The 19,894-nt window shown below is 39.0% G+C and carries 15 protein-coding genes and 1 pseudogene; 7 read left to right on the top strand and 9 right to left on the bottom strand.

Translation table 11 applies throughout. The features are described 5' to 3' along the window. Positions 1 to 51: 51 nt before the first annotated feature. Positions 52 to 2,721, bottom strand: coding sequence for a response regulator (locus tag GQR87_RS21955; protein ID WP_158972799.1), 2,670 nt, complete (start codon positions 2,719 to 2,721; stop codon positions 52 to 54). 640 nt (positions 2,722 to 3,361) lie between these two features. On the opposite strand from GQR87_RS21955, the gene GQR87_RS21950 reads away from it, so the two are divergent. The 4 genes from GQR87_RS21950 to GQR87_RS21935 all read left to right on the top strand — a co-directional run bounded on the left by GQR87_RS21950 (position 3,362) and on the right by GQR87_RS21935 (position 7,254). Further along, positions 3,362 to 4,147, top strand: a complete 786-nt coding sequence (locus GQR87_RS21950; protein ID WP_158972798.1) for a hypothetical protein — start codon at positions 3,362 to 3,364, stop codon at positions 4,145 to 4,147. Between the two features lie 110 nt (positions 4,148 to 4,257). Continuing rightward, complete coding sequence (locus GQR87_RS21945; protein WP_158972797.1) at positions 4,258 to 4,488, top strand: AlpA family transcriptional regulator; 231 nt, start codon at positions 4,258 to 4,260, stop codon at positions 4,486 to 4,488. Positions 4,489 to 4,592: 104 nt separating this feature from the next. After that, entirely contained in the window at positions 4,593 to 5,585 is a 993-nt protein-coding gene (locus tag GQR87_RS21940; RefSeq protein ID WP_158972796.1) for a hypothetical protein, read from the top strand. A 187-nt stretch (positions 5,586 to 5,772) separates the two neighbouring features. Further along, positions 5,773 to 7,254 (top strand): GIY-YIG nuclease family protein, encoded by a 1,482-nt coding sequence (locus GQR87_RS21935; RefSeq protein ID WP_158972795.1) that lies wholly within the window; start codon positions 5,773 to 5,775, stop codon positions 7,252 to 7,254. A gap of 63 nt (positions 7,255 to 7,317) precedes the next feature. On the opposite strand, the gene GQR87_RS21930 is transcribed toward GQR87_RS21935, so the two are convergent. The 7 genes from GQR87_RS21930 to GQR87_RS21900 form a co-directional block, all read right to left on the bottom strand. Next, positions 7,318 to 7,479 (bottom strand): hypothetical protein, encoded by a 162-nt coding sequence (locus GQR87_RS21930; protein WP_158972794.1) that lies wholly within the window; start codon positions 7,477 to 7,479, stop codon positions 7,318 to 7,320. Further along, positions 7,480 to 9,009 carry an anti-phage dCTP deaminase gene (locus tag GQR87_RS21925; protein ID WP_158972793.1) on the bottom strand — a complete coding sequence of 510 codons (1,530 nt, stop codon included), beginning with the start codon at positions 9,007 to 9,009 and terminating at the stop codon, positions 7,480 to 7,482. Positions 9,010 to 9,173: 164 nt separating this feature from the next. Beyond that, positions 9,174 to 9,881, bottom strand: coding sequence for a M48 family metallopeptidase (locus GQR87_RS21920; protein ID WP_158972792.1), 708 nt, complete (start codon positions 9,879 to 9,881; stop codon positions 9,174 to 9,176). A gap of 2 nt (positions 9,882 to 9,883) precedes the next feature. Beyond that, positions 9,884 to 12,901: a type I restriction endonuclease subunit R gene (locus GQR87_RS21915; RefSeq protein ID WP_158972791.1), complete on the bottom strand. Its 3,018-nt coding sequence runs from the start codon at positions 12,899 to 12,901 to the stop codon at positions 9,884 to 9,886. A 22-nt stretch (positions 12,902 to 12,923) separates the two neighbouring features. After that, entirely contained in the window at positions 12,924 to 14,213 is a 1,290-nt protein-coding gene (locus GQR87_RS21910; protein ID WP_158972790.1) for a restriction endonuclease subunit S, read from the bottom strand. Beyond that, entirely contained in the window at positions 14,206 to 15,948 is a 1,743-nt protein-coding gene (locus tag GQR87_RS21905; protein WP_158972789.1) for a type I restriction-modification system subunit M, read from the bottom strand. Before GQR87_RS21905 ends, GQR87_RS21910 begins: the two co-directional genes overlap by 8 nt. A gap of 287 nt (positions 15,949 to 16,235) precedes the next feature. Continuing rightward, a complete protein-coding gene (locus tag GQR87_RS21900; protein ID WP_158972788.1) occupies positions 16,236 to 16,424 on the bottom strand; it encodes a hypothetical protein in 189 nt (62 codons plus the stop codon). A 259-nt stretch (positions 16,425 to 16,683) separates the two neighbouring features. On the opposite strand from GQR87_RS21900, the gene GQR87_RS21895 reads away from it, so the two are divergent. Both GQR87_RS21895 and GQR87_RS21890 read left to right on the top strand, forming a co-directional pair. Further along, positions 16,684 to 17,250: a hypothetical protein gene (locus GQR87_RS21895; RefSeq protein ID WP_158972787.1), complete on the top strand. Its 567-nt coding sequence runs from the start codon at positions 16,684 to 16,686 to the stop codon at positions 17,248 to 17,250. 10 nt (positions 17,251 to 17,260) lie between these two features. Then, the gene (locus tag GQR87_RS21890; protein WP_158972786.1) at positions 17,261 to 17,491 is read left to right on the top strand and encodes a hypothetical protein; all 231 of its coding nucleotides are present in this window, start codon (positions 17,261 to 17,263) and stop codon (positions 17,489 to 17,491) included. A 272-nt stretch (positions 17,492 to 17,763) separates the two neighbouring features. Here the strand turns inward: GQR87_RS21890 and GQR87_RS21885 are convergent, their stop codons facing one another. After that, positions 17,764 to 18,438, bottom strand: a complete 675-nt coding sequence (locus GQR87_RS21885; protein ID WP_158972785.1) for a recombinase family protein — start codon at positions 18,436 to 18,438, stop codon at positions 17,764 to 17,766. A 1,291-nt stretch (positions 18,439 to 19,729) separates the two neighbouring features. Between GQR87_RS21885 and GQR87_RS22680 the strand changes: the two are divergent. Beyond that, positions 19,730 to 19,843, top strand: a pseudogene (locus GQR87_RS22680) (transposase); the annotation flags it as partial. Between the last annotated feature and the right edge of the window lie 51 nt (positions 19,844 to 19,894).

The raw sequence follows: 19,894 nt of genomic DNA, 5'->3' as shown, positions 1-19,894 counted from the left end.
TCTTGTTTTTAGTGGTGTAAAGAAAGTTGACAGTTTTATTAAAACTTATGTTTATTTTAATAAGGGCAAGATAGTTATTAATAAACTCTTAATATTGACTGGTTTAGCTTCATGGGCATTCATTCCGGAAGCCATATAACTATCCACTTCTTTTTCAAGAACATTAGCCGATAATGCAACGATGGGAACTTCAGATATTATAGGGTCCGAGTGCGCGCGAATAATTTTTGTTGCTTGAATACCATCCATTTCAGGCATCTGTATATCCATTAAAACCAGTTTAAAATCATTCTTTTGATTAATAATATCAATTGCGTGTTTACCATTGTTGGCCATAGTGACCAGAGCGCCTTGTTCCACTAATAAATGTTCGATCACGACTTGATTTATTTCATTGTCTTCAACCACTAATATGGGGACGTTTAATAATCTGTTTTTAAATTGATCTTCTTTGTTTAATGAGTTTGAGTTATTTAAACAATGATCTATAGCGTTAAATAATAGGTCGGTGTGACAGGGTTTACTTAAAACTGATTCAATCGGTAAAAGCACTTTTGCATTTTCTATTATTTCTGCTTCGTAAGCAGAAATAATAATAATTTTAGGCGTAGTGATGAGTTCTAGTTTGGTTACTTCTTCAATAAAACTTGCACCATCCATTATAGGCATTGCCCAATCAGATATAATGATTTTTATATCACATTCGTTACTTTGCAGTATTTCTAAGCCTTCTTTAGCGGTTTGTACTGCTATGGGTCTAACTCCCATATTCGTTAGAAAACTTGTCAGTATTTTTAAGGCAATTGGGTTGTCGTCAACTACCAGAATATCAATATTATCTTTAATGATATTATGTTTATTATTATCAATTAGTATGTCTTTATTTAGCTCTAACAGCATGCTAGCGATAAATACACTACCCTTGTCTTTAATGCTTTCAACTTGAATGTCACCATTCATTGTATGACAAAGTTTTTGACTAATGGCTAGCCCTAGACCAGTACCCCCAAATTTTCGAGTAGTAGAAGTATCGGCTTGGCTGAATTTTTTGAACAAGTTTTTGGCCTCATTCTCATCCATTCCCACCCCGGTATCAGATATTTTAAAGTTCACAATTGAGTGTTGCTCTGAGTGGTGATTTTTTACCATTGAGATAGTAACATCCACACTCCCCTTTTCTGTGAACTTGATCGCATTACCGCATAGGTTAATTAATATTTGATTGATCCTAAATACATCGCCTATTAAGTCAGGATAAAAATTATCTTGTAAGGCAACAGTAAAATTTATATTTTTTTGTCTTGCTTGTTCATCGAAGGATACTTTGAGGTTTTCGATCACACTATAAATAGAAAATACCTTGCTTTCTAAGATGATATTGCCAGATTCAATTTTTGAGAAATCTAAAATATCATTAATGACTGATAATAGATGTTTGCCAGAAAATGTCAGTTTGTTTAAATATTCTTGTTGTAACTGATCAAGTTTGGTTTGTTTTAATAACCCTGTTAAGCCAATAATTCCATTTAATGGGGTTCTTATTTCATGACTCATATTCGCCAAAAAATCGGTTTTTGCATTTTCTGAAACTTTTGCATTCTCTACTGCTTTTGCTAGTTCTTGGTTATTAATATTTAACTTGTTTTTTTGTTTAACAAGTTCAGATGTTTGACGGGAAACCTCCTCAGTTAAATTATTATGAATTGATAATAGTGAATGAATAATGAATGAAATGGCGAAAGATAATAATATTCCAGCAATAAATAGTTCAAATAGTAAACTATTTGTGTTTTCTAATTTTTGATCAATAGGTGTAATTATCAAATCGAAATGGTTATTAACTAAATTAATTGGGAAAGTGAATTTTATTTTTTCTTGAGTGATGTCTGCTTGTTTTTCTGGATATTGAAACACATTGTTATTCTTGTCTTTAAGCAGGTAATGAAAATTATGTTCCCTTTGTGTCTGTGTAAGACTAACAAAAAAACTAGAAATATATTGGCTAGAAACTATTAAACTAGTGACTTCATTATTTTGTAAGTTTTGGCTGTTTTTTTCTAGAACGGGGAAAATATAAAGAATAAATAGTTCGTTTTGTATACTTTCTATAGGCATTATAAAGTCTGAAATTGTTGGTTTTTTATGATCAATCACAGGATATATTAAAGGTCCAACGGGTGAAGAGTAAGTGATATTTCTTCCGATAAAAGTATTTAGCGGGATATTTGGGTAGGTGTACGTTACAACGGAAAAATAATCGTTTATTGGTGTCGCAGGAGATATTATATTTTGAGGAGAAGCATTAAATATACTAAAGTTTTCGAATTGGGCTTCTGGGTTTTGTTTTATTTGTTCAATAAATGTTTTGCGCTTGTTTATTGGAGCTCTTTGAATTGATGTGATTCGCCTAGTGTCTGGAAAATGTCCAAATACACTTTTTACGAACTCTTCGAATTCTTTGTAACTTACCCAACTAGAAGATGCAAAAAGATTGGCTACAGACGATACCTGAAAAAATGAACGTTTGAATTCTGCTTCAATATCTTTAGCGTGTATCTGTGCTCGTTGTTGGTATTTATTATATGTATTACTTTGCTCTTGAGTTAAAGCCGTTTGATATAAATATCCTGATGATAAAACCCCCACCACTAAGATTATTAATGAATAATATTGAGGATTTTTAAACAATATGCATTTTATTTTTTGTTTGATTTGCATCATTAAGAATGTATTTTTTGCTGACAGAGACTATGGTAATAATTCCACACCTGCAATCATCCTAAAGTCTAATAGACGGTACCGGTTTTTAATGATTTTGCTATTTAACCTGAGTTCTGGATAAGAAGTATCGTCTAATCTTAATTTATCATTACAATTCAATAGCTTAATACCATTCACCCAAATCACCTCACCTGAATACTTATTCGGTGACGAAATTTTTGTGTATAGCAAGGCAGATTGTCGTACGTAATAACGTGTTATTGCTAGACAATCCATCGCCGCTAGGCACAAAAGATCGTTATCGAGAGATTCGGCTTATCCAGTATTCAGGTTATTTATTTGAGTTATTAGGCAAGCTAGTGATGTTGCCAATCCGAGTCAAAGCAGTTGATCTGAGAATAGTCGATATGGTCTATCTTAACAAAACCGCCTAGCTGGCGGTTTTGTTAGGATAGATAAAAGTCTACTCAATATTCGCGATCTGTTTGTTGGTAAATAAATATATATGTCTATATATCAATGGTTTAATATTTTAATTGTAAGGTTTATTAGGTTTATGTCAACAAATCTGTCAACAGTTGATGTTTTCCATGCTTCAAATATACTCCCCTTCTTTTTCTAAAATCATACATGTATGTTAATGAATAAACTTACTCGCTTTACAAAATCAGAGCAAGAGATGATACGTGAAGCGCATCAAGAGAATATTAATCCTCTAGTATATGCTTATCTCAATTGCGGCAGGCATTATCAGCTGAGGGCTTTCATAGGGGATAATGAAACTGAAGATGAATTCAAAACAATAGAAGACTTTGACAGGTTAGAGTATTTTCTTGCCGGATCAATTGAAACTGAGTTAAGCGGCACTGGATTATTTGAATTCGTAAAAACTGAGCAGTCAGGTAAACATAGCCTAACTAAGAATAAGCCCTATCCAATTTCATCTGAAGCGTTGACTGAATTACTAGGAGCGCAAGCTACCTTTGAAACTAAGCGGTTTCCATTAGACAGAATAGAAAATGTAGAGTTTTATATAGAGACAAAGAAGCTGGTTAAGTTAGAGCGGAAGGGTCTATTCGTATATGAGAATCAGTTCATCTCTTTGGTCAGGCAAACACTCAAAAATCTTATATCCTTATTAACAAGTAAAGTAGCGGTCATAGAAATTGGAGTTAAGATCTGTGATGGAATAGATGACATGCCTCATCCAGTTATTTACGCCGTACTGACCTACTTGATGAAAAATCGAACATTACCTATACAAAATCCAGAAAATATTGAAATTCTTTGGGCCTATATTGAAGGCGAATATGGCAAAGGCAATGAAAAAAACTCGGTTGCTTTTGTTGATTCTATTATCAAAAAAACTCAGCTGTGGACCTTATATACAGACACTTACTCACAAAAAATACTAAATTATAATTAGAACTTTTTAAAAATCTCCGAGACGTTTTACGAGCGCTTTTCTGGATTTTTCTACATCCTGTTTTCTTCAATTAGTGTGTATCTCAAATACAACCAAACAAGGTCAAAGAGATGCACGACAATTCACAAATTCAATCAACACTCATTTCAAACTACAGACTTCTAAGACGCCAAGTCGTTCAAGACTTAACTGGGCTTAGTAAAGCTACGCTGTGGCGTTTAGAAAGAGATGGCAAGTTCCCTAAAGCTGTTCAGCTTACATCCCGAACCGTCGGTTACAGAGAGTCTGAAATATTGGCTTGGCTAACCGCACCTACCGAATTTCAACTGAAGGTTGCTTAGGGGCTTTACTGCGGTCGCGATAGCGGCCGTTTTCCCATTTCTTCCCACCAAAACACTCATGTTTCTTCCAATTCTTAAAATCTTATACTTAGGACTTTGTAACAATGCCATGTTCAAAAAACCAAAAAGAACTACTATCTAACCTATGCAAGCTACAGGCTCAAGCGCAAAACACGTTAAATGGAAACACTCGTCGGCGAGTAATAGGTAAGATAACTAAGAGTAATGGTTTAGAGGTATATGGTACTGCTAATGATAATAAACTTTATAACACTTACTTAGATAATAGACAGAAGCGCTATCTAGAGTCTATTGGTCCTGTTTTGCCTTATTACACTCCTAGTATTGTCTCTTCTTTTAAGAATGATAATGGTTTTAAGCATAACCCTAACCTTACTTATTCATTTGAAGTTTTAAAGAAAATTGCTGAGGTCGAAAAGAAAGACCTAATACTCATTACTACACAGCTAAGTGATAAGGAGAGTTTATATCTACATGAACAAGACTCACCGGCAAGCAACATTAGTAAGAAGGTTTTAAGAAAGCTAAAAACGATCTTAAATAGCCCTTTACTAGGTTTTATTGTATTAGAGCGCTCTTACGCAAGAAAGATTGAGAGGGCGTCCCAGAATGTCACTGAGGGCCCCTCACAAGATAAATGCTATGGTCTTCACTTTCATATGTTAATAGTCGAAGATAAATCTAATTTCGAAGGTAAAAACAAAGCCAAAATTGTAAAAGCTTTAAAAGGACTAGCAACCGGATCTAATAACGCTACAAAGATTCAGTTTAATTATGTAGTTGGGCGTTTAGACGAAACTATTGGCGGGCTTCGAAAAGATTCTATCATAAAAATCGTTATGCATCTTGATGGTTCAAGTTCAGACTACTTATCAAAGGAATTAGATAAACCAATTTCTAGATGTGGAAATAAAAACTTTGCTTTGATGGGAATTAGAAAAGAAGTGAGGCGGTTATGGACTGATTGCCATTATAAGCAAGTAGCATTGAACCAGTTGGTAGATAAGATTAAGAAAGAAATCAAAGTCGAAATTGACCCAGGTGACATGCAAGCACGGATAAACGAAGTCCTATAAGAGTGAAGCTCTATAGGCAGCTACCCCTTCTAAAAAAAAGCTTGTAACTTATTCAAACCTTATAGTTGTATATTATGTCAAGGTTTACATAATATACTTATATATCAAATGCTTATGTGAAACTGATGTTTGCAGTTCGGTGTTTGTCTTCTACATTTTAATCTCTACAAACCGACAAGAGATTAAAATGAAATCAAGTATCAGCGACCTAACTAAATATTATCACTCGATAGAGACATTCAAAGTTGATCAAACACTTTTTAAGCAGCGGTGCAAAAGGCTTATTAAAAGACAGCCTCTGACACCGGCGCTGTTGAAAGAGGTAGCAACGCTTAAACCAGACGCTTATTTTGCGAAATATGCCGGCAGGCGTACACGGATGAATATCAATAGTGAGGCAATCGATGTAAGGGATGAATATGATAAGCTAGAGAGCCCTGTGGTGCCCTATCCCGTCTTTCGAGATAGATTGGCTACACTTGCTAGAAAACAGCGGGATGTGCCGTTAAAAACGCATACAGGCGTTTCTCACAAAGCTGGCTCATTATCCGAAGAACATTGGAAATACTTCATAGGTAGTGGACGTGCCAAACCTTTTATCTATGACGGCACCCAGTACCCTGCCATCAAGGGACAACAGTTCTTAAGTGTACCTAGCTTGTTGATGGAGATAGGTAAGCTTGATATTAAATCACTGGTACTAAGTAGGCTTAAGCAGGGTTTTACGATCGATAGAGCTATTTCGGAAGAAAAATACACACCTAAAGACGGCAACGGCTGGATTTACAAGTTGTCTTCTTCAGAGTGTGAACAAGAATATATCGGTTTAACAACATCGGAGCCTGAATGTCGGTTTAATCAACACAAAACTAGTGCGCGTAATGGGTCAGGACTTCTAATCCATAAAGAAATAAGACGTTATGGGGATAAAACTTTCTTCATAGGGATAGTAGACAGTCAGGTGCCTGTCTCTGAGCTGGCAGAACGCGAGAGACACTATATTAAATTTTTAAACACCCTTGCACCTAATGGCCTCAACAACAGCGCTGGTGGACAGTTAGGTGGCTCTAGGGGGAAGCCGATAGAAATTGACGGAGTAAGTTATAAAAGCATAACAGAAGCGGGTAAATCGATAGAGAAAGAGACAAATGGTGCAGTGCGTTGGTACAGCGCGGAGAGTCGTATTCGAAATGGTGAAGAGATGCCCGAACGTGCCAGAAAACATAGCTTTCATGCGGATGCAGGTACCAACCTTTTTAGAAGGCACCTTGGTTTAGCAAAGAGAAAACAGCTTTGCCATAGATGGCTAGACTACGACGAGTTTAAACGAGACGTACTTAAAGAGTTTACTATGTCGCAAATCATCAATCAAAAACTACGTTTGAGTAAGATCAATGGCTCAAAGCTATATGGCCCAAAGAACTTTGTATGGCTCACGTCAAAGGAAGCGATTGAAGCAAGATGTGGGAAGCCAATTAATGCATTTGGTCAATCATTTCGTTCGATGACGGCTTTTGCCAAACACTATGGTATACCAGTTTCGACTGTTAAATATCGTATGAGAGTTTTGTGTTTAACTCCCGAACAAGCGGTACATATTCAACACATTCCTATTGAGCTAAAGCAAAATCGGTATGATTGTTTATCAAATAGGCATTGGAAAAACTAAACAAGCAGTAATAGGCAATAATCTTCGTTTTTGAAAAATGCTTACTGCTTGTATTTTGAATTGTTAAATTATAACAAGTTTTTGATTGCTACTTTCCAGTAGCATACGTTTTTGAGAGTTTGATTCACGTGTTTCTAACACCTGTTTCTTCCACTCTGGCCATGCTTCAACCTCAGTCTTGGCATATTCGAGATGTTGCTTTAAAGAATTATTTTGATTTTTCACTTATTCAACCTTGATTGTGTTTTTATTTTCATAATTCTGAGCTTCACGATGAGCTAAAGCCGAAGCAAGTAGTTCAGCTTGTAAGTAATCAAGAACTCGCGGTGATAATCTTAATGTAGCTGAATGTGGATGCCATTTCACTACTTCTCCCGATTTATTTTTTCTTATTAGTGGTTCACTCGACCCTAAATTATTAGAAAACAGATTTAAAAATATTCTTGGTCCAACGCCAACGAAGGGTTCAAAAGTTACCTTTCCTTCCACTTCCCCACTATCAGAAATAGAATCACTGTGGAATTCTATCGCTCTACTTTTAGGGTATGGTTCAACATAAATGACTCTACTAATACCAGCCGCAATAATATGTTTAGCGCAGTTATGACATGGAAAAGTGGTACAAAATAAACTTGTTTCTAGCGTACTATTGTTGGTTCGAGCACAAGCTAGTATCGCTTCCATTTCAGCGTGAACAACCCTTCCATATTCAGTTAAGTCATCTATTCGACTTTTTTTAATAGCTTCTGTAATTTTACGTTTTAGAACTGGGTCATCAAAGCTTTTGAGTATCTGGTTTGTTATTTCAATCTTTGATTTCTTATTTGAATCTTCACCTCGCATATAATCACGTCCAAGCTCGACATCTTTTATTGAGTGGTCAGCGTTGTCGTAATAAGGCCAATATAGCCCTCCTCCATATGCTGGAACATCATTTGCTCCTGTAGATATAATACTTTTATTTTTTGATAATACAGCACCTACCTGCCTAGAAAGATCAGCTGATCTTGTTGATGCTGAAAAAGCCATGAACATAGCGTATTCATCAAATGTTGGCGTAAGGTATGGATTTGAAAAGATTAGATTTAGCATTCGACCGATTTGATTTTTAAGTTTATCGTTGCTTTGCCCTAGTTCAATAAAAAAGTCAGATAGATGAAAAGTATCCCTTGTATGTTGTCCATGCCCACTGATAGAGCCTTCATCTGCATCCCTTGCAATTAGACTTTCAACAGCTTCCTCTAGATCAGATTCTCTTTTTTTCGTACTTAAATATTCTTCTCTGCGTTCTTTTGAGGAATACACGCCCACTACAAATAACCCATCTCCGTATATTTTTCTCAATGTTTCAAGCTCTTCTGGATGCTTTAAAGAGCGAATTATCCATGCTGTCTTATCTAACGGAACTTGCTTACCTTTTTCCTTTAAACGACGATTTGAAATTTCTGCTGCTGTAGCGTTTGCAAGCGCAGCATTACTGCCAGACAGTTGCCTATATTTGTTACCCGCAGACATATAAGTATTAATTTCCTCCAATGGAGTGTTGGATTCAGGTAGTTCTACTAAATTTTTAATAATATCAGTGGAAATTCTTATTAGCTCAGTGCGGTAATCAAAAGTAGCAAGTTCTCTCTTAATAGTATCCGTAACTAGTTCTAATTCAGTGCCGACGGCACCAACTAAAGCAAATATTATTTCAGTACCTTCATCCTTTATTGCGTTGTTTTCAGGTAAGTCTGGTTTATTAGGCGGCATTACAAATTCCTTTAGTACTATTTTAAAAATTAATGTGTTCCTGACCTTATAGATAAATCTAATAAGAGTTTGGGTACTAATAGTGATCATTGTTAAAAATTATTTTACATTTCCTCAATTGGTTAAAGCTCTCTATGTCTTCTGTCATTAGTTAGATCAGAGTTTTAAACGACAAGTCTCGCCCCATTCACCCTAAGCCACTCTTTGCATTCTGCATAATCGGGCATAATGCCTTCCACCAGCTTCCAAAACTGTGGTGAGTGGTCGTGTTGTTTAAGGTGGCATAGCTCGTGTACCACTACGTAGTCGACTACGCGGTTGGGTGCCATTATAATTTTCCAGTTGAAATCGACTCGTCCTCGCGGGGTACAGCTTCCCCAGCGAGATTGGAATTCTTTCACTTTGTAGCCGTTTGTCTCTACGCCCACGATTGGCGAGTAACGTATTAGCTTTTCTCGTAATTTAAGCTCAGCACGACGCCTAAACCAGCTTGTAAGCGCATATTTAATTAATTTAGACTCTGACGCACCTTTGGGTGCTGATATCGTTAGGCGACCTTGTACGAGCTTGATAGGGGTAAGTTCACCCTCAGTTATTTTGAGTCGATAATTCCGTCCCAAGTAACTAAACGCTTCGCCCGACACATATTGCTTCTCAGTTGTCACCTTCGCCTGAGGATGTAAAGCGATCTTCTGTTGTATCCAAAGTTTTTTGTCATCAAGTAACTTCTTTATCCGTTCTTCGGTCAAAGTACGAGGCACAACTACAGCGACTACACCAGCCTCCACTTTGATAGTGGCGGTCTTACATCGGTCAGTGCGGTTTACTTGGGCAACAAAACCGTTACCTTGAACATACTCAGTTTGTTTCACCGTTAGTGACCTGCGCCTTTACTGCTTCCACTGAACTTGGTCTTACCCAATTCCATAAAACGTTCTTGCACCACTTTCACGAGGCTCGTTTCACCAAATGATTGGTCGAGAATGGTGCGTTTGATTTCTTTCTTCATGCGTTTTACTTCATCAAGTTTACTGAAAAAATCGACTATCTGCGTAGCTTCGTTAAAGGTATCCACTAACGTTTGTGTGGTAGATTTTATCTCGTCAAAAGTGGCTGCATCAACCACATCACTCCCTTGGATTGCGGTCACTTCAGCCATCAATATGTTGTAAAACGCGTATTCGGTTTCTGATAAGCCAATATCGTCAGCGGCTTTCTTATGGTTTACCTCGATGTTATCAACCATCTCCAGAAGAAGTTCGAGCTGCTGTTCCCATTTGCCAGCGTTCTTTAAAATGATGTCTTTTAACTTAAGACTTAACGCCTTGTAATACTCAGGATCTTCTTCAAGTTTAACGGTTATATGATGCTTGATGGCACTCTCAATTTCAGAGGCTTTTGATTCGTCAGATTTAACCTCGTTAAGCTTCTCTTTGAAGTTAGCTGCAAGTAAATCGACAGGCGGTATTTTGGGGACTACTCCGGTACTCAGAATATGCTCATCAACTAGTTGCCGTACTTTTTCACCCACACCTGACAAGTCCAAACCTTCATCACGATAGCGGTTACGTGCTGCGTTATTTACTTTACCTAAAAACTTCAAATCGGGAACAAAGGGCGAAGCGCCAACATCAGGTAATACAATGTTCATCTGTTTCGCAAAACGCTTAAATGCGATTTCAAATTGTGCTCGTACCACATCATCTTTGAGGGCAAGAACACATAAATCTATATCTCGACCATTAGCTTTTATTGCATCTTTGAAGAACCCCATTGCAACAGTATGCGTGGCTTTAAGCTTAGGAATTTCATCTTTGAGTGATTGAATTGTACCGTCAACGTCTTCGCTGCTAAAAAGCTCTAACGCTTCAATCAAGTAGTCAGACAGACCATGGTAGTCAACAACAAACCCACACGACTTGCCAGCATAAGTCCGGTTAACACGGGCTATGGCTTGCATCAAAGTGTGGTCTTGTAGTTTGCGGTCGATGTACATCACTTGCGCGATTGGCGCATCGAACCCCGTTAACAGCATGTCCTTAACTATTAAAAATGCCGTTGGGTTTTCTTTCAGTGGCTTGGTGAAATCTGCTATGACTTTCTTTTGATGCGCCTTGTCCGTGTATTGGGCAAGCTCAGCCGGGTCGTTATGGTCGCCTGAAATAATGACCTCTGATGGGGGAGCGTCCAATTCATCCAAAGTTTTCTTATACAAAGCAGCGGCATGACGGCTACCAGTTACTATCATTGCCTTGAAGCCATCGGGTTGGATGTGTTCTCGGTAATGCTTAAGTAAGTCGATACAAACCCAGCGTATGCGTGCTGGGGCTTCTCGAACCGCACGCTCTACGCCGTATTTTTTCTTAATCTCTTGCTGCTGCTCTTTAGTGTATTCAGAGAAATACTCGTCGAATAATTTGTCTAATGACTCACCAGACACATCGGTTATTACTTCACGCCCTTCATACAGCAATCTAACCGTTGCGCCATCATCAACCGCTTCATTGATTTTGTATTGGTCAATGTATCCACCAAACGCAGTACCCATCTTTTGGGTTTTAAGTAGCGGTGTGCCAGTGAAGCCAATCTTGGGTGCATTTGGTAATGCGGCATTGATTACCATTGCAAGGCCGCCGAATTGAGTTCGATGGGCTTCATCAGCTAACACGATGATTTTATCGCTGGGGTTTAGGTCAGTGAATCCGCCTTCTTTTTCTGCGTCCTGAAACTTCTGCACCATCGCTGTTACCAAGTCCGAGGAATCTTTCTTGAGCAAGGTTTTTAACGAGGCAACAGAATCTGCATTATATACCGTTTCGCCTTGTGCATCACGGAAGGTACTGGATAGCTGTTCGTCAAGTTGCGTCCGGTCGGTGATGAATACGAGTTTGTATTGTTGTAGCACAGGGTCACGGCGCATTTTCACCGCCAGCATTACCATGGTTAACGACTTACCTGAGCCTTGGGTGTGCCAAACAATGCCTGATTTATCTTTACGGGTAGCACCTGTCTTAAGGCGCTCTATTACCTTGTTCACAGCTCTAAACTGCTGATAGCGCGCCACCTTCTTAATCAACTTGCCTTCAACCGGCTCATAGATAATAAAGTTCTGCAAAATATCAAGAAAACTGGCCTTGTTGAATAGTCCAGCCAATAGTCTCTGCTGTGCTGTGGTATTAGTCCCACTCAACTCATCATCAGTAAAGGGATAAGCATCCTTCCAATCGCCATAGTGTTGCCCACCTGAGCTGATGGTGCCCACTTTGGCTTGGTCACGACAGCTTGAAACCATCAATTGGTTGTACCAAAACAGTCTGTCAGCGCCTTCACACTTCGACAAATCAGCATTCGGATAACGCAAGTTAGCATAACGACGTAACTGGTTAATGCCTTCGGCGATGGGGTTGGTGACATAGGGTGATTTGCATTCAATAACCGCCAGCGGTATGCCATTCACAAAACAGACTATATCGGGGATGATGTTTTGATTAACGCCCTCAACCTTGAACTGGCTAGTGCAGATGAATTCATTGTTATCAATATTATCAAAATCGATGATTTTAACGGTTTGCCCTTTGCGACCTTTACCTAAGTCTTGTTCAACCGATTGGTAGTTAACCAATGTGGTGTAAAACGCATGGTTGTACTCCATCAACCCGGCGCAAATAGGGTGTGTAATCTCCCGTGAAACTTTGCGTAAGTTCTCGTCGCTTATCCATGGGTTGATGCGTTTGATGGCGGCTTCAAGATGATGAATGAGCACCACGTCGCGCTGGTAGGGTCTTGCTCCCGCTTCTGGAGTTAGTTGTGCGCCATTCACATAAGTCCAGCCTAGTTGCTGTAACTGAGAAATGGCGGGTTGTTCAACCTTGTCTAATTCATCTTGATCCATACTATTCCTTGTATACCTGCATCTAGCTTGCCGAGAGCGATGAGTTGAATTGGTCAGTGTTAACGCGTACTTTGCCCGTGAGCAAGTCTTGCATTAGGCCTTTTTTTAATGAAAGAATGCTGCTCAACTTGTTGTTGCAAGAATTTATTTTTGTCTTCGTGCAAGTGATGATGCGTGCGATTTCTTTTTGTTCATTTTGGTTCGGCAATGAAATTTGAAAGTTTTTAAGAACACCTAATTGCAAATCGGGAATGCTTAAAGTAGAAATTCCCAACCGAATTTGTTCTTTAATCTTTTGAGAGGTTAACAATAACTCCAAAAATTCAGGAACTATTTGTGATTTATTCGGAGTGAGTAACGCAACATTTTGTGATATTGCAAAAGCCGGATATTCTTTACGAACCAGTGCCACCCTGCCTACGGTTCCAGTTTTTGTCATTATAACATCATCAACTTTAGGTAAGCTTCGAGGTCTTAATGCACCAAAATCACTAACTGATATTTTGTTTGAAATGGAAAAGTCTAACCAACCATCTTTGCATTCCTTCCCAGATACCAGAGGAACACCTACATTTATATATTTAGGACGAACAGTGAGTCCATAAGTAACGTCAGTCGTAACCTCTTCTATCGTCTTGACCTCCCACCCAACCGGAATCTTCCCCACGGGCGAGTCTTTGAATTCAAGATGCCCGATCCCTTTGGTCAGTAACTCTTGCATCATGGCGGTTTTCAAGTCTTTTAATTTGTCAATTTGCGCCTGTGTTTTTTCAATCACCTCGTCAACGGAGGTGAGTATTTGGGTGATTTTTTGTTGTTCTGGGAGGGGGGGTAAAAGCAATTCAAGGGATAATAAATCTTCTTGTCCAATACTAGCTTGAGCGGTGATTTTCGCACGTATAAAAATTGCTTTGCGTAAAACTTCTGAATTAAGTAAATATGAGGTATATAGCGGGTTGGTATGTTCTAAATTTAAAGTGGATTTAATAATATTCGACTCGAACACAAGATCGAAGTCGTGTTCCTCTACTAGCACGCAAAGACCTACACCTTCTGGCTTAACGGATACTCTGTTAAAAAGAATATCTCCGAATTGAAGTTTATATTTAGCTCTTTCAGTCTCAGTAAGCTCTATCTGGGAACAACCCTCTAACGATGTTTTATCTTTATTAAACAAATAACCAATATCTAAAATTTTGGCGTTACCCTTTCCGTAGAAATCAGCATGTTTATACAGACCATTAGTAAGTTTGCCTTTTAGAAGACTTTCGTACTTACATTTGATCCACCCCTCTGGAGCCTCACTACTCATACCCCAACTCCGCCAGATATCCCTTCATCACCGACTCAGCGGTGGCTAACTGCTCATCAAGCTGATGCAAAGAAACGTGGTACTTATCCCACCAACGCTCAAGTTGGCTGATAACGCTAGCACTGGCGTCACCTACCTTAGTGCGCAATTCTTCTTTGGCTGTAATCTCAGGTTTGAAGTCGTAATACCCTTGTTCCGTTGAGGACTCTCCATCACGCCTATCGAACACAACGCTCACATCAAACCCTTCAAGGATTTCTTCTTGAATGTAGTCATTGTGCACTTCACGCACTGGCACGCCACCGTGCAAGATGGCACGTACATCAAAGATTTCAGGTGGTGGTGAAGTATCAGCATAACGGCGAATGTTGAGGTTGAAGTCGTTATCAGCAATCTCACTAACATCAACTACTTTGGCGTAGCGTTTGATGTCTTGGTAATCATCAAAGGTTTGCACAATTTTGTCTATGTCGCACTGGCGTAAGGTGTTCTGGTTTTTGCCTTCCTGAAACTCTAACTCGCCGTTGATGAACAGCACTTTGTTTTTACGTGCTGCAGGTTTGTTTTTGTTGATGATAAGCAAGCAGGCTGGTATACCGGTGCCGTAGAATAGCCCAGACGGTAAACCAACCACGGCTTCTAATAAATCATCTTGTAGTATGCCTTGGCGTATAGCTTTTTCGCTTGAGCCGCGAAACAGTACCCCATGGGGCATCACTATGCCTGCCATGCCATCGCTGTTTACGCTGGCAATCATATGTTGCACAAAGGCTAAGTCACCGGCGTCTTTTGGCGGCGTGCCATAAGGGAATCGTCCATAGCCGTCATTGTCACACTCTTCTTTACCCCAGCCTTTGAGAGAGAACGGAGGATTGGCGATTACCCTGTCAAAGGTCATCAACTGGCCTTGGTCTTTATGCTGCGGATCACGCAAGGTATCGCCTTTACGAATGTCGGCACTGAACACACCGTGCAAGAACATATTCATCTTACAAATTGCCCACGTATTCAGGTTCATCTCTTGCCCTGCCAACGACAAGTTAGCGGGGTTTTCACCGTGTAAGGCAAGGTAGTTGCGCATTTGAATCAACATGCCGCCTGACCCAACTGTAGGGTCGTAGGTGCGCATACCCGCATGAGGTTTGAGCAACGACACCAGTAATTGCACCACTTCACTGGGAGTATAAAACTCGCCTCCTTTTTTACCGGCACTGTCGGCAAACATCTTAATGAGGTATTCATAAGCGGTACCCAGCAAGTCTGGCCGCTCAAAATCAGCAGTACGCAGGCGGTGCAAGCTAAAGTGTGAAAGTAAGTCGCGGAGCTTTTTGTCTGACAGCTTGTTTTTAATATTAAAGTCGATGCTCACCAGCACCCCTTCAAGCGAGCTGTTGTGCTCTTCAATGGCTTCGGTGGCTTTATTAAGCTCGGCACCTATATCGTGCTTTAAGTCCTTTAGGTGATCCCAGCGTGCGGTTTGCGGGATAAAGAAGGTGCTGTCGTATTCATCCTCGTCTTCTGCCAGTGCAGTCGCCTCGGCAGCGGTTTTACCTTTGCCAATATAATAGTCGATAATTTTTTCACGCTCTTCATCAAAAGAGTCTGATAAGCGTTTGAGGAACATCATGCCGAAGATGTAATCTTTAAACTCAGAGGCATCCATGTTGCCGCGCAGAATGTCTGCTGTTTTCCAAAGAAATGATTCAAGTTGTTGTAAGGAGAGCTTGTGCTGCATTAACGATATCCGTGTTAGATGAGAGTTTTTTATTAATTATTACAAAGAGTAATAAACTTCGATATATACCAATTTTTACCATAGTAGCGATTTAAATAGGAAATGGAAATTCTGAATTTGTGGTGGAGTTCGTTAACGGAGTACTTGTTATGGGTGCGAGATGGGTTAGATGGCTTGCGGTGCCGTGAACAGAAAATATAGTCGTTTTCATATTCAGCTTGAAAACTTGCTAGCTGTTTCCTCCAGATCAAACCCTTGCCTTCGCTATTAGTTAACGTTTAATAACGTTAGGTTAATTGAATGGTAGAGGACTTTAACTTCATTAGTTCATGCCCATGCTTGGGGTAATAATGCTCTCTACTACGGCCCATATCAATATGACTGATTGCGGTAATAACAGTTTGATTAGGAGATATAGCAAAACAGAGTGATGTCTTGAAAATATTCCTGTCATTCATTTGACGAATTAATTGCATTAGACTAACTTTAGATCTCAATATCAGTTTCAAGGAAGAACTTCGTGCCGCAATCTACCCCACCTATCGTACTCGTGAAAACATGGCTGCAATTATTAAGCTTAAGTTCAGAGAAAGAAGTCCTGACTCATACAAAGCGAATGCTTGTAAGATCTTTTGGTAGTGTCGATTTAGCTTTTGAATATATCGAGCTGACTGGTCATAAGTTACGCGCTTAGCTATCGCTAAGAACGGTTAGAAATAAACAAGGAGTTTTAGCTTGATATTACATGTGGGGTTTATCCTATTTTCAGTTTTTATTGGATTTACAATTGGAGCATCGAACTCTCCAGTTGTCGGACATTTTTTGACAGCTATATTTGGCCTGGCTGGAGCCATTGTTGGTACGGAGTATCTGTCAAACGATGGTGAAAAATTCACTCTAAGTAAAAGTTCTGTAGGCGCTTGCTTGATATTTACTTCAGTATCTTTATTTCTTGGCTTAATATCAGGTGATTTTTATCGTAATAGTGGAAAAAAAATAGCAATTTCAGTTCCATGGGAAGGGCAAATAAAACCTTCTACAACAAAAGAAGCATTGGATTGGTTAGCTGTTAGAACATCACTAATTAGCTTGGGTTATTCCGATAGCGATATATCAAATGTATACAAAATTAGGGTCAAAGAAATTGAACGATTGAACGCTATTATAGAGAAAGAAAAGTCTTCAGGTGTCGAAGATTATGAACGAACGAAATTGTATGATTACTCAAGCCCATTTCACTCTATGCTTCCAAAGGCAAAAGCAGCTAACGTGGGCACGCGTGGACCAGCCTCAATAAACTAGGATGAAAATTATGAAATTTTATAAATATTTAGTTTTGTTATTTACCCTGTCGTTTAGCTTTTCTGTTCTCTCTGAAGAGCCCAAACATGATGACAAAGAGCATAAAAAAGCCGAGTCGAATCTCGACCATAAGCACTGGGAAAAAGCGCATGGAAGTGCTACTCCTGAAAAGAAAGAGGGACGTAAACCAAGTGTGAAACCCTCTAAAAAGTCCGATAGTGCACGTGTTATTAGAGAGTGATTAGTTTATGAACTTTACATTGTAATTAATAAAGAGTAGGTCGCGCTTCGCGCGCCTTTCCTTAGATCTATGGACACCTAAATACTTCATCTTGGTGGGTGCATGCAGGTTTGAGAATAAGCGGTGGTCCAGAAAATAGAAGAGCTATAATTAAAGTACTTAAATAGTCCGAACTGCCACTAATATGATATATAACTACCTTCCATATTTGGTAATAATACTAAATAAAAATTTCGGTTTTTACCGCGAAATTTCGCTATATATGCTATATTTCATTTTCTTATAGTTGGTACTTCATTCATTCTTTTCACTATATTACTTACTGTGCTTGCCCAGAACATGCCTCCGTTGGCACTTTGAACATTCATTTGGTTTAATCGCTTTGCAATATCAGAGTAAGCAACCGAAGTTAAAGTCATCGGCTCAATTATAGGCCATAAGCTTTTAGCAAATTGGTCAGCTTGTTTACGCTTGGCTACATTACGTTCATTAGTTGTTGTTCTTAAGCCTCCTAAACGTGCGCCACGGGCTTTTGCTTCGGCAAGTGCGGCCTTAGTACGTTTACTGATGAACTCTCTTTCTTGTTCCGCTAAGGCCGCGTAAATGTGTAATTGGAAAGGATCTGCATGTGGCATTGTCGCTACTTTGAAATTTAGCTTCCTATCTTCCATTAACGAAGCGATGAACGATACCTTTCTGCTTAGACGGTCAAGCTTAGCCACTAATAGTGTAGCGTCATGTTTTTTAGCCAAATTGATTGCTTCGTTTAAAGTAGCTCTTGCTGAATTAGCGCCTGAGTCGATTTCTAAGAATTCTTCGATAACTTTGTATGGAGTTGGGCTGTAGTTGTCGAGATAAAGTCTTATGTCGCGTTTCTGGGCTTCTAAGCCCAGCCCCGATTTTCCCTGCTCTTTGGTACTAACCCGGAGATAAGTGACGTATTTCATATTTACAGTCTTCCTTACAAGATAGCAACGCTGGTTGTGCTTTGTATAGCTTGTATTCAACTATAAATATAGGTAGCTGTGGCGTCAATGGATTAACCATAAGAATTCGCAGTAATTAAACATGAAATCGAAGGTGAAACATTAAATCGATCAGGGATTTGCTAACTACCTTTGTAAGTCAAAAGCTGACAGCCTTTCTACGGTGGCAAAAAGTACGTGATGAGCGAATCTCTTCAAAGCAATTATGAAACCATTCATCGAAAAAGTGATTGAAGAGGGTAAGCTAAGATCAAAGTCCTAGGTGTAAGAACCGACCATGGTAGCTATGCTTTCTTAAAAAAAGCTGCTCATATATTTCATATCTTATAGTTGCGTCAGCATGACGATTAATCAAATGCGAAGTTCGGTTTCGAGCGATCAGCAGACATTGATCAAAGCATTGCCCCCACAAAGTAGAACACCGCCTCAGGTAAGTCTGTTTGAATAAAAGCAATATTTAAACTGGTTTGCACAACAGTGGGAGGCGCTTGTTTTGAATTCTGAATTATGTGAAAAAGTTGAGTAATAGACGAAAAACAACCGACTTCACTCCCTCAAGGATATAAGGGAGATGTCAATATGGAAAATATGAGGAATAATATATTTTCATTTTATGAAAAAGACGTTTTATTTTACTTATAATCCAAATACTTGTTAATTTGAATTTGAGGATCTAAGATAGTTGCAAGTTTCATTGGATGTTCTATCTATTGACGGTGATAATTTATTAAAAGGATGTGTTAATGAACAAATATTTAGCCGCATTATTTTTCTTTATAACGTTAACTGCTTGTGACGGAAATCCAACGTCCGAGGGACTAAATTATGGCAACATTCGATCGGTCGGAGGATATATAACTACAACGATATCTAATACTTCAGAAAAATCGGCTGATGTAATTATTAACGCTCGTAGGGATGGAAGAAACGTCTGCACTTTTGTAACGTATATCAAAGCCAACTCTAAAAATAATATCGGTGCCACTTGCAAAGCGCTCGGGTCGGGAGGTTCTTTTAAGTTGCACATTGGCTGGGCATCATATTTCCAAGATGAAGCATCGATAGCAGTCCGTTTAAAGTAGTCTACATAAACAACTAACAGCGCTTTAGGCTCGGGTTCTTTGTATATGTCGTTAAAAAACCAAAGATGACACCCATCTTTAAAAGAAGCAAACTAATGGTTATGTCCTAAACTTTAAGGTATTCAAACAACCACGGATGGTCTGTTATGCCTTAGCCACGAAAAAGCCAAATCAGTCTAATTGATACTCCCTACTACAATTGTGTTTCCCGCCGTGTTTGTGGTTCTTTTTTTTGAGCGGTACGGATAAATTTACGGGGGCAGAGTTACGAACATCCCCGTGGTTGAAATTGATGGGGTCTGTGACGTTTATTTATTATAAGTTGAATGGCTCCT

The sequence above is a fragment of the Paraglaciecola sp. L3A3 genome (assembly GCF_009796765.1).
In the GTDB taxonomy this organism is placed as follows: domain Bacteria; phylum Pseudomonadota; class Gammaproteobacteria; order Enterobacterales; family Alteromonadaceae; genus Paraglaciecola.
Note: the sequence above shows the minus strand (reverse complement) of the source record. Positions and strands in the feature narration are given on the sequence as shown.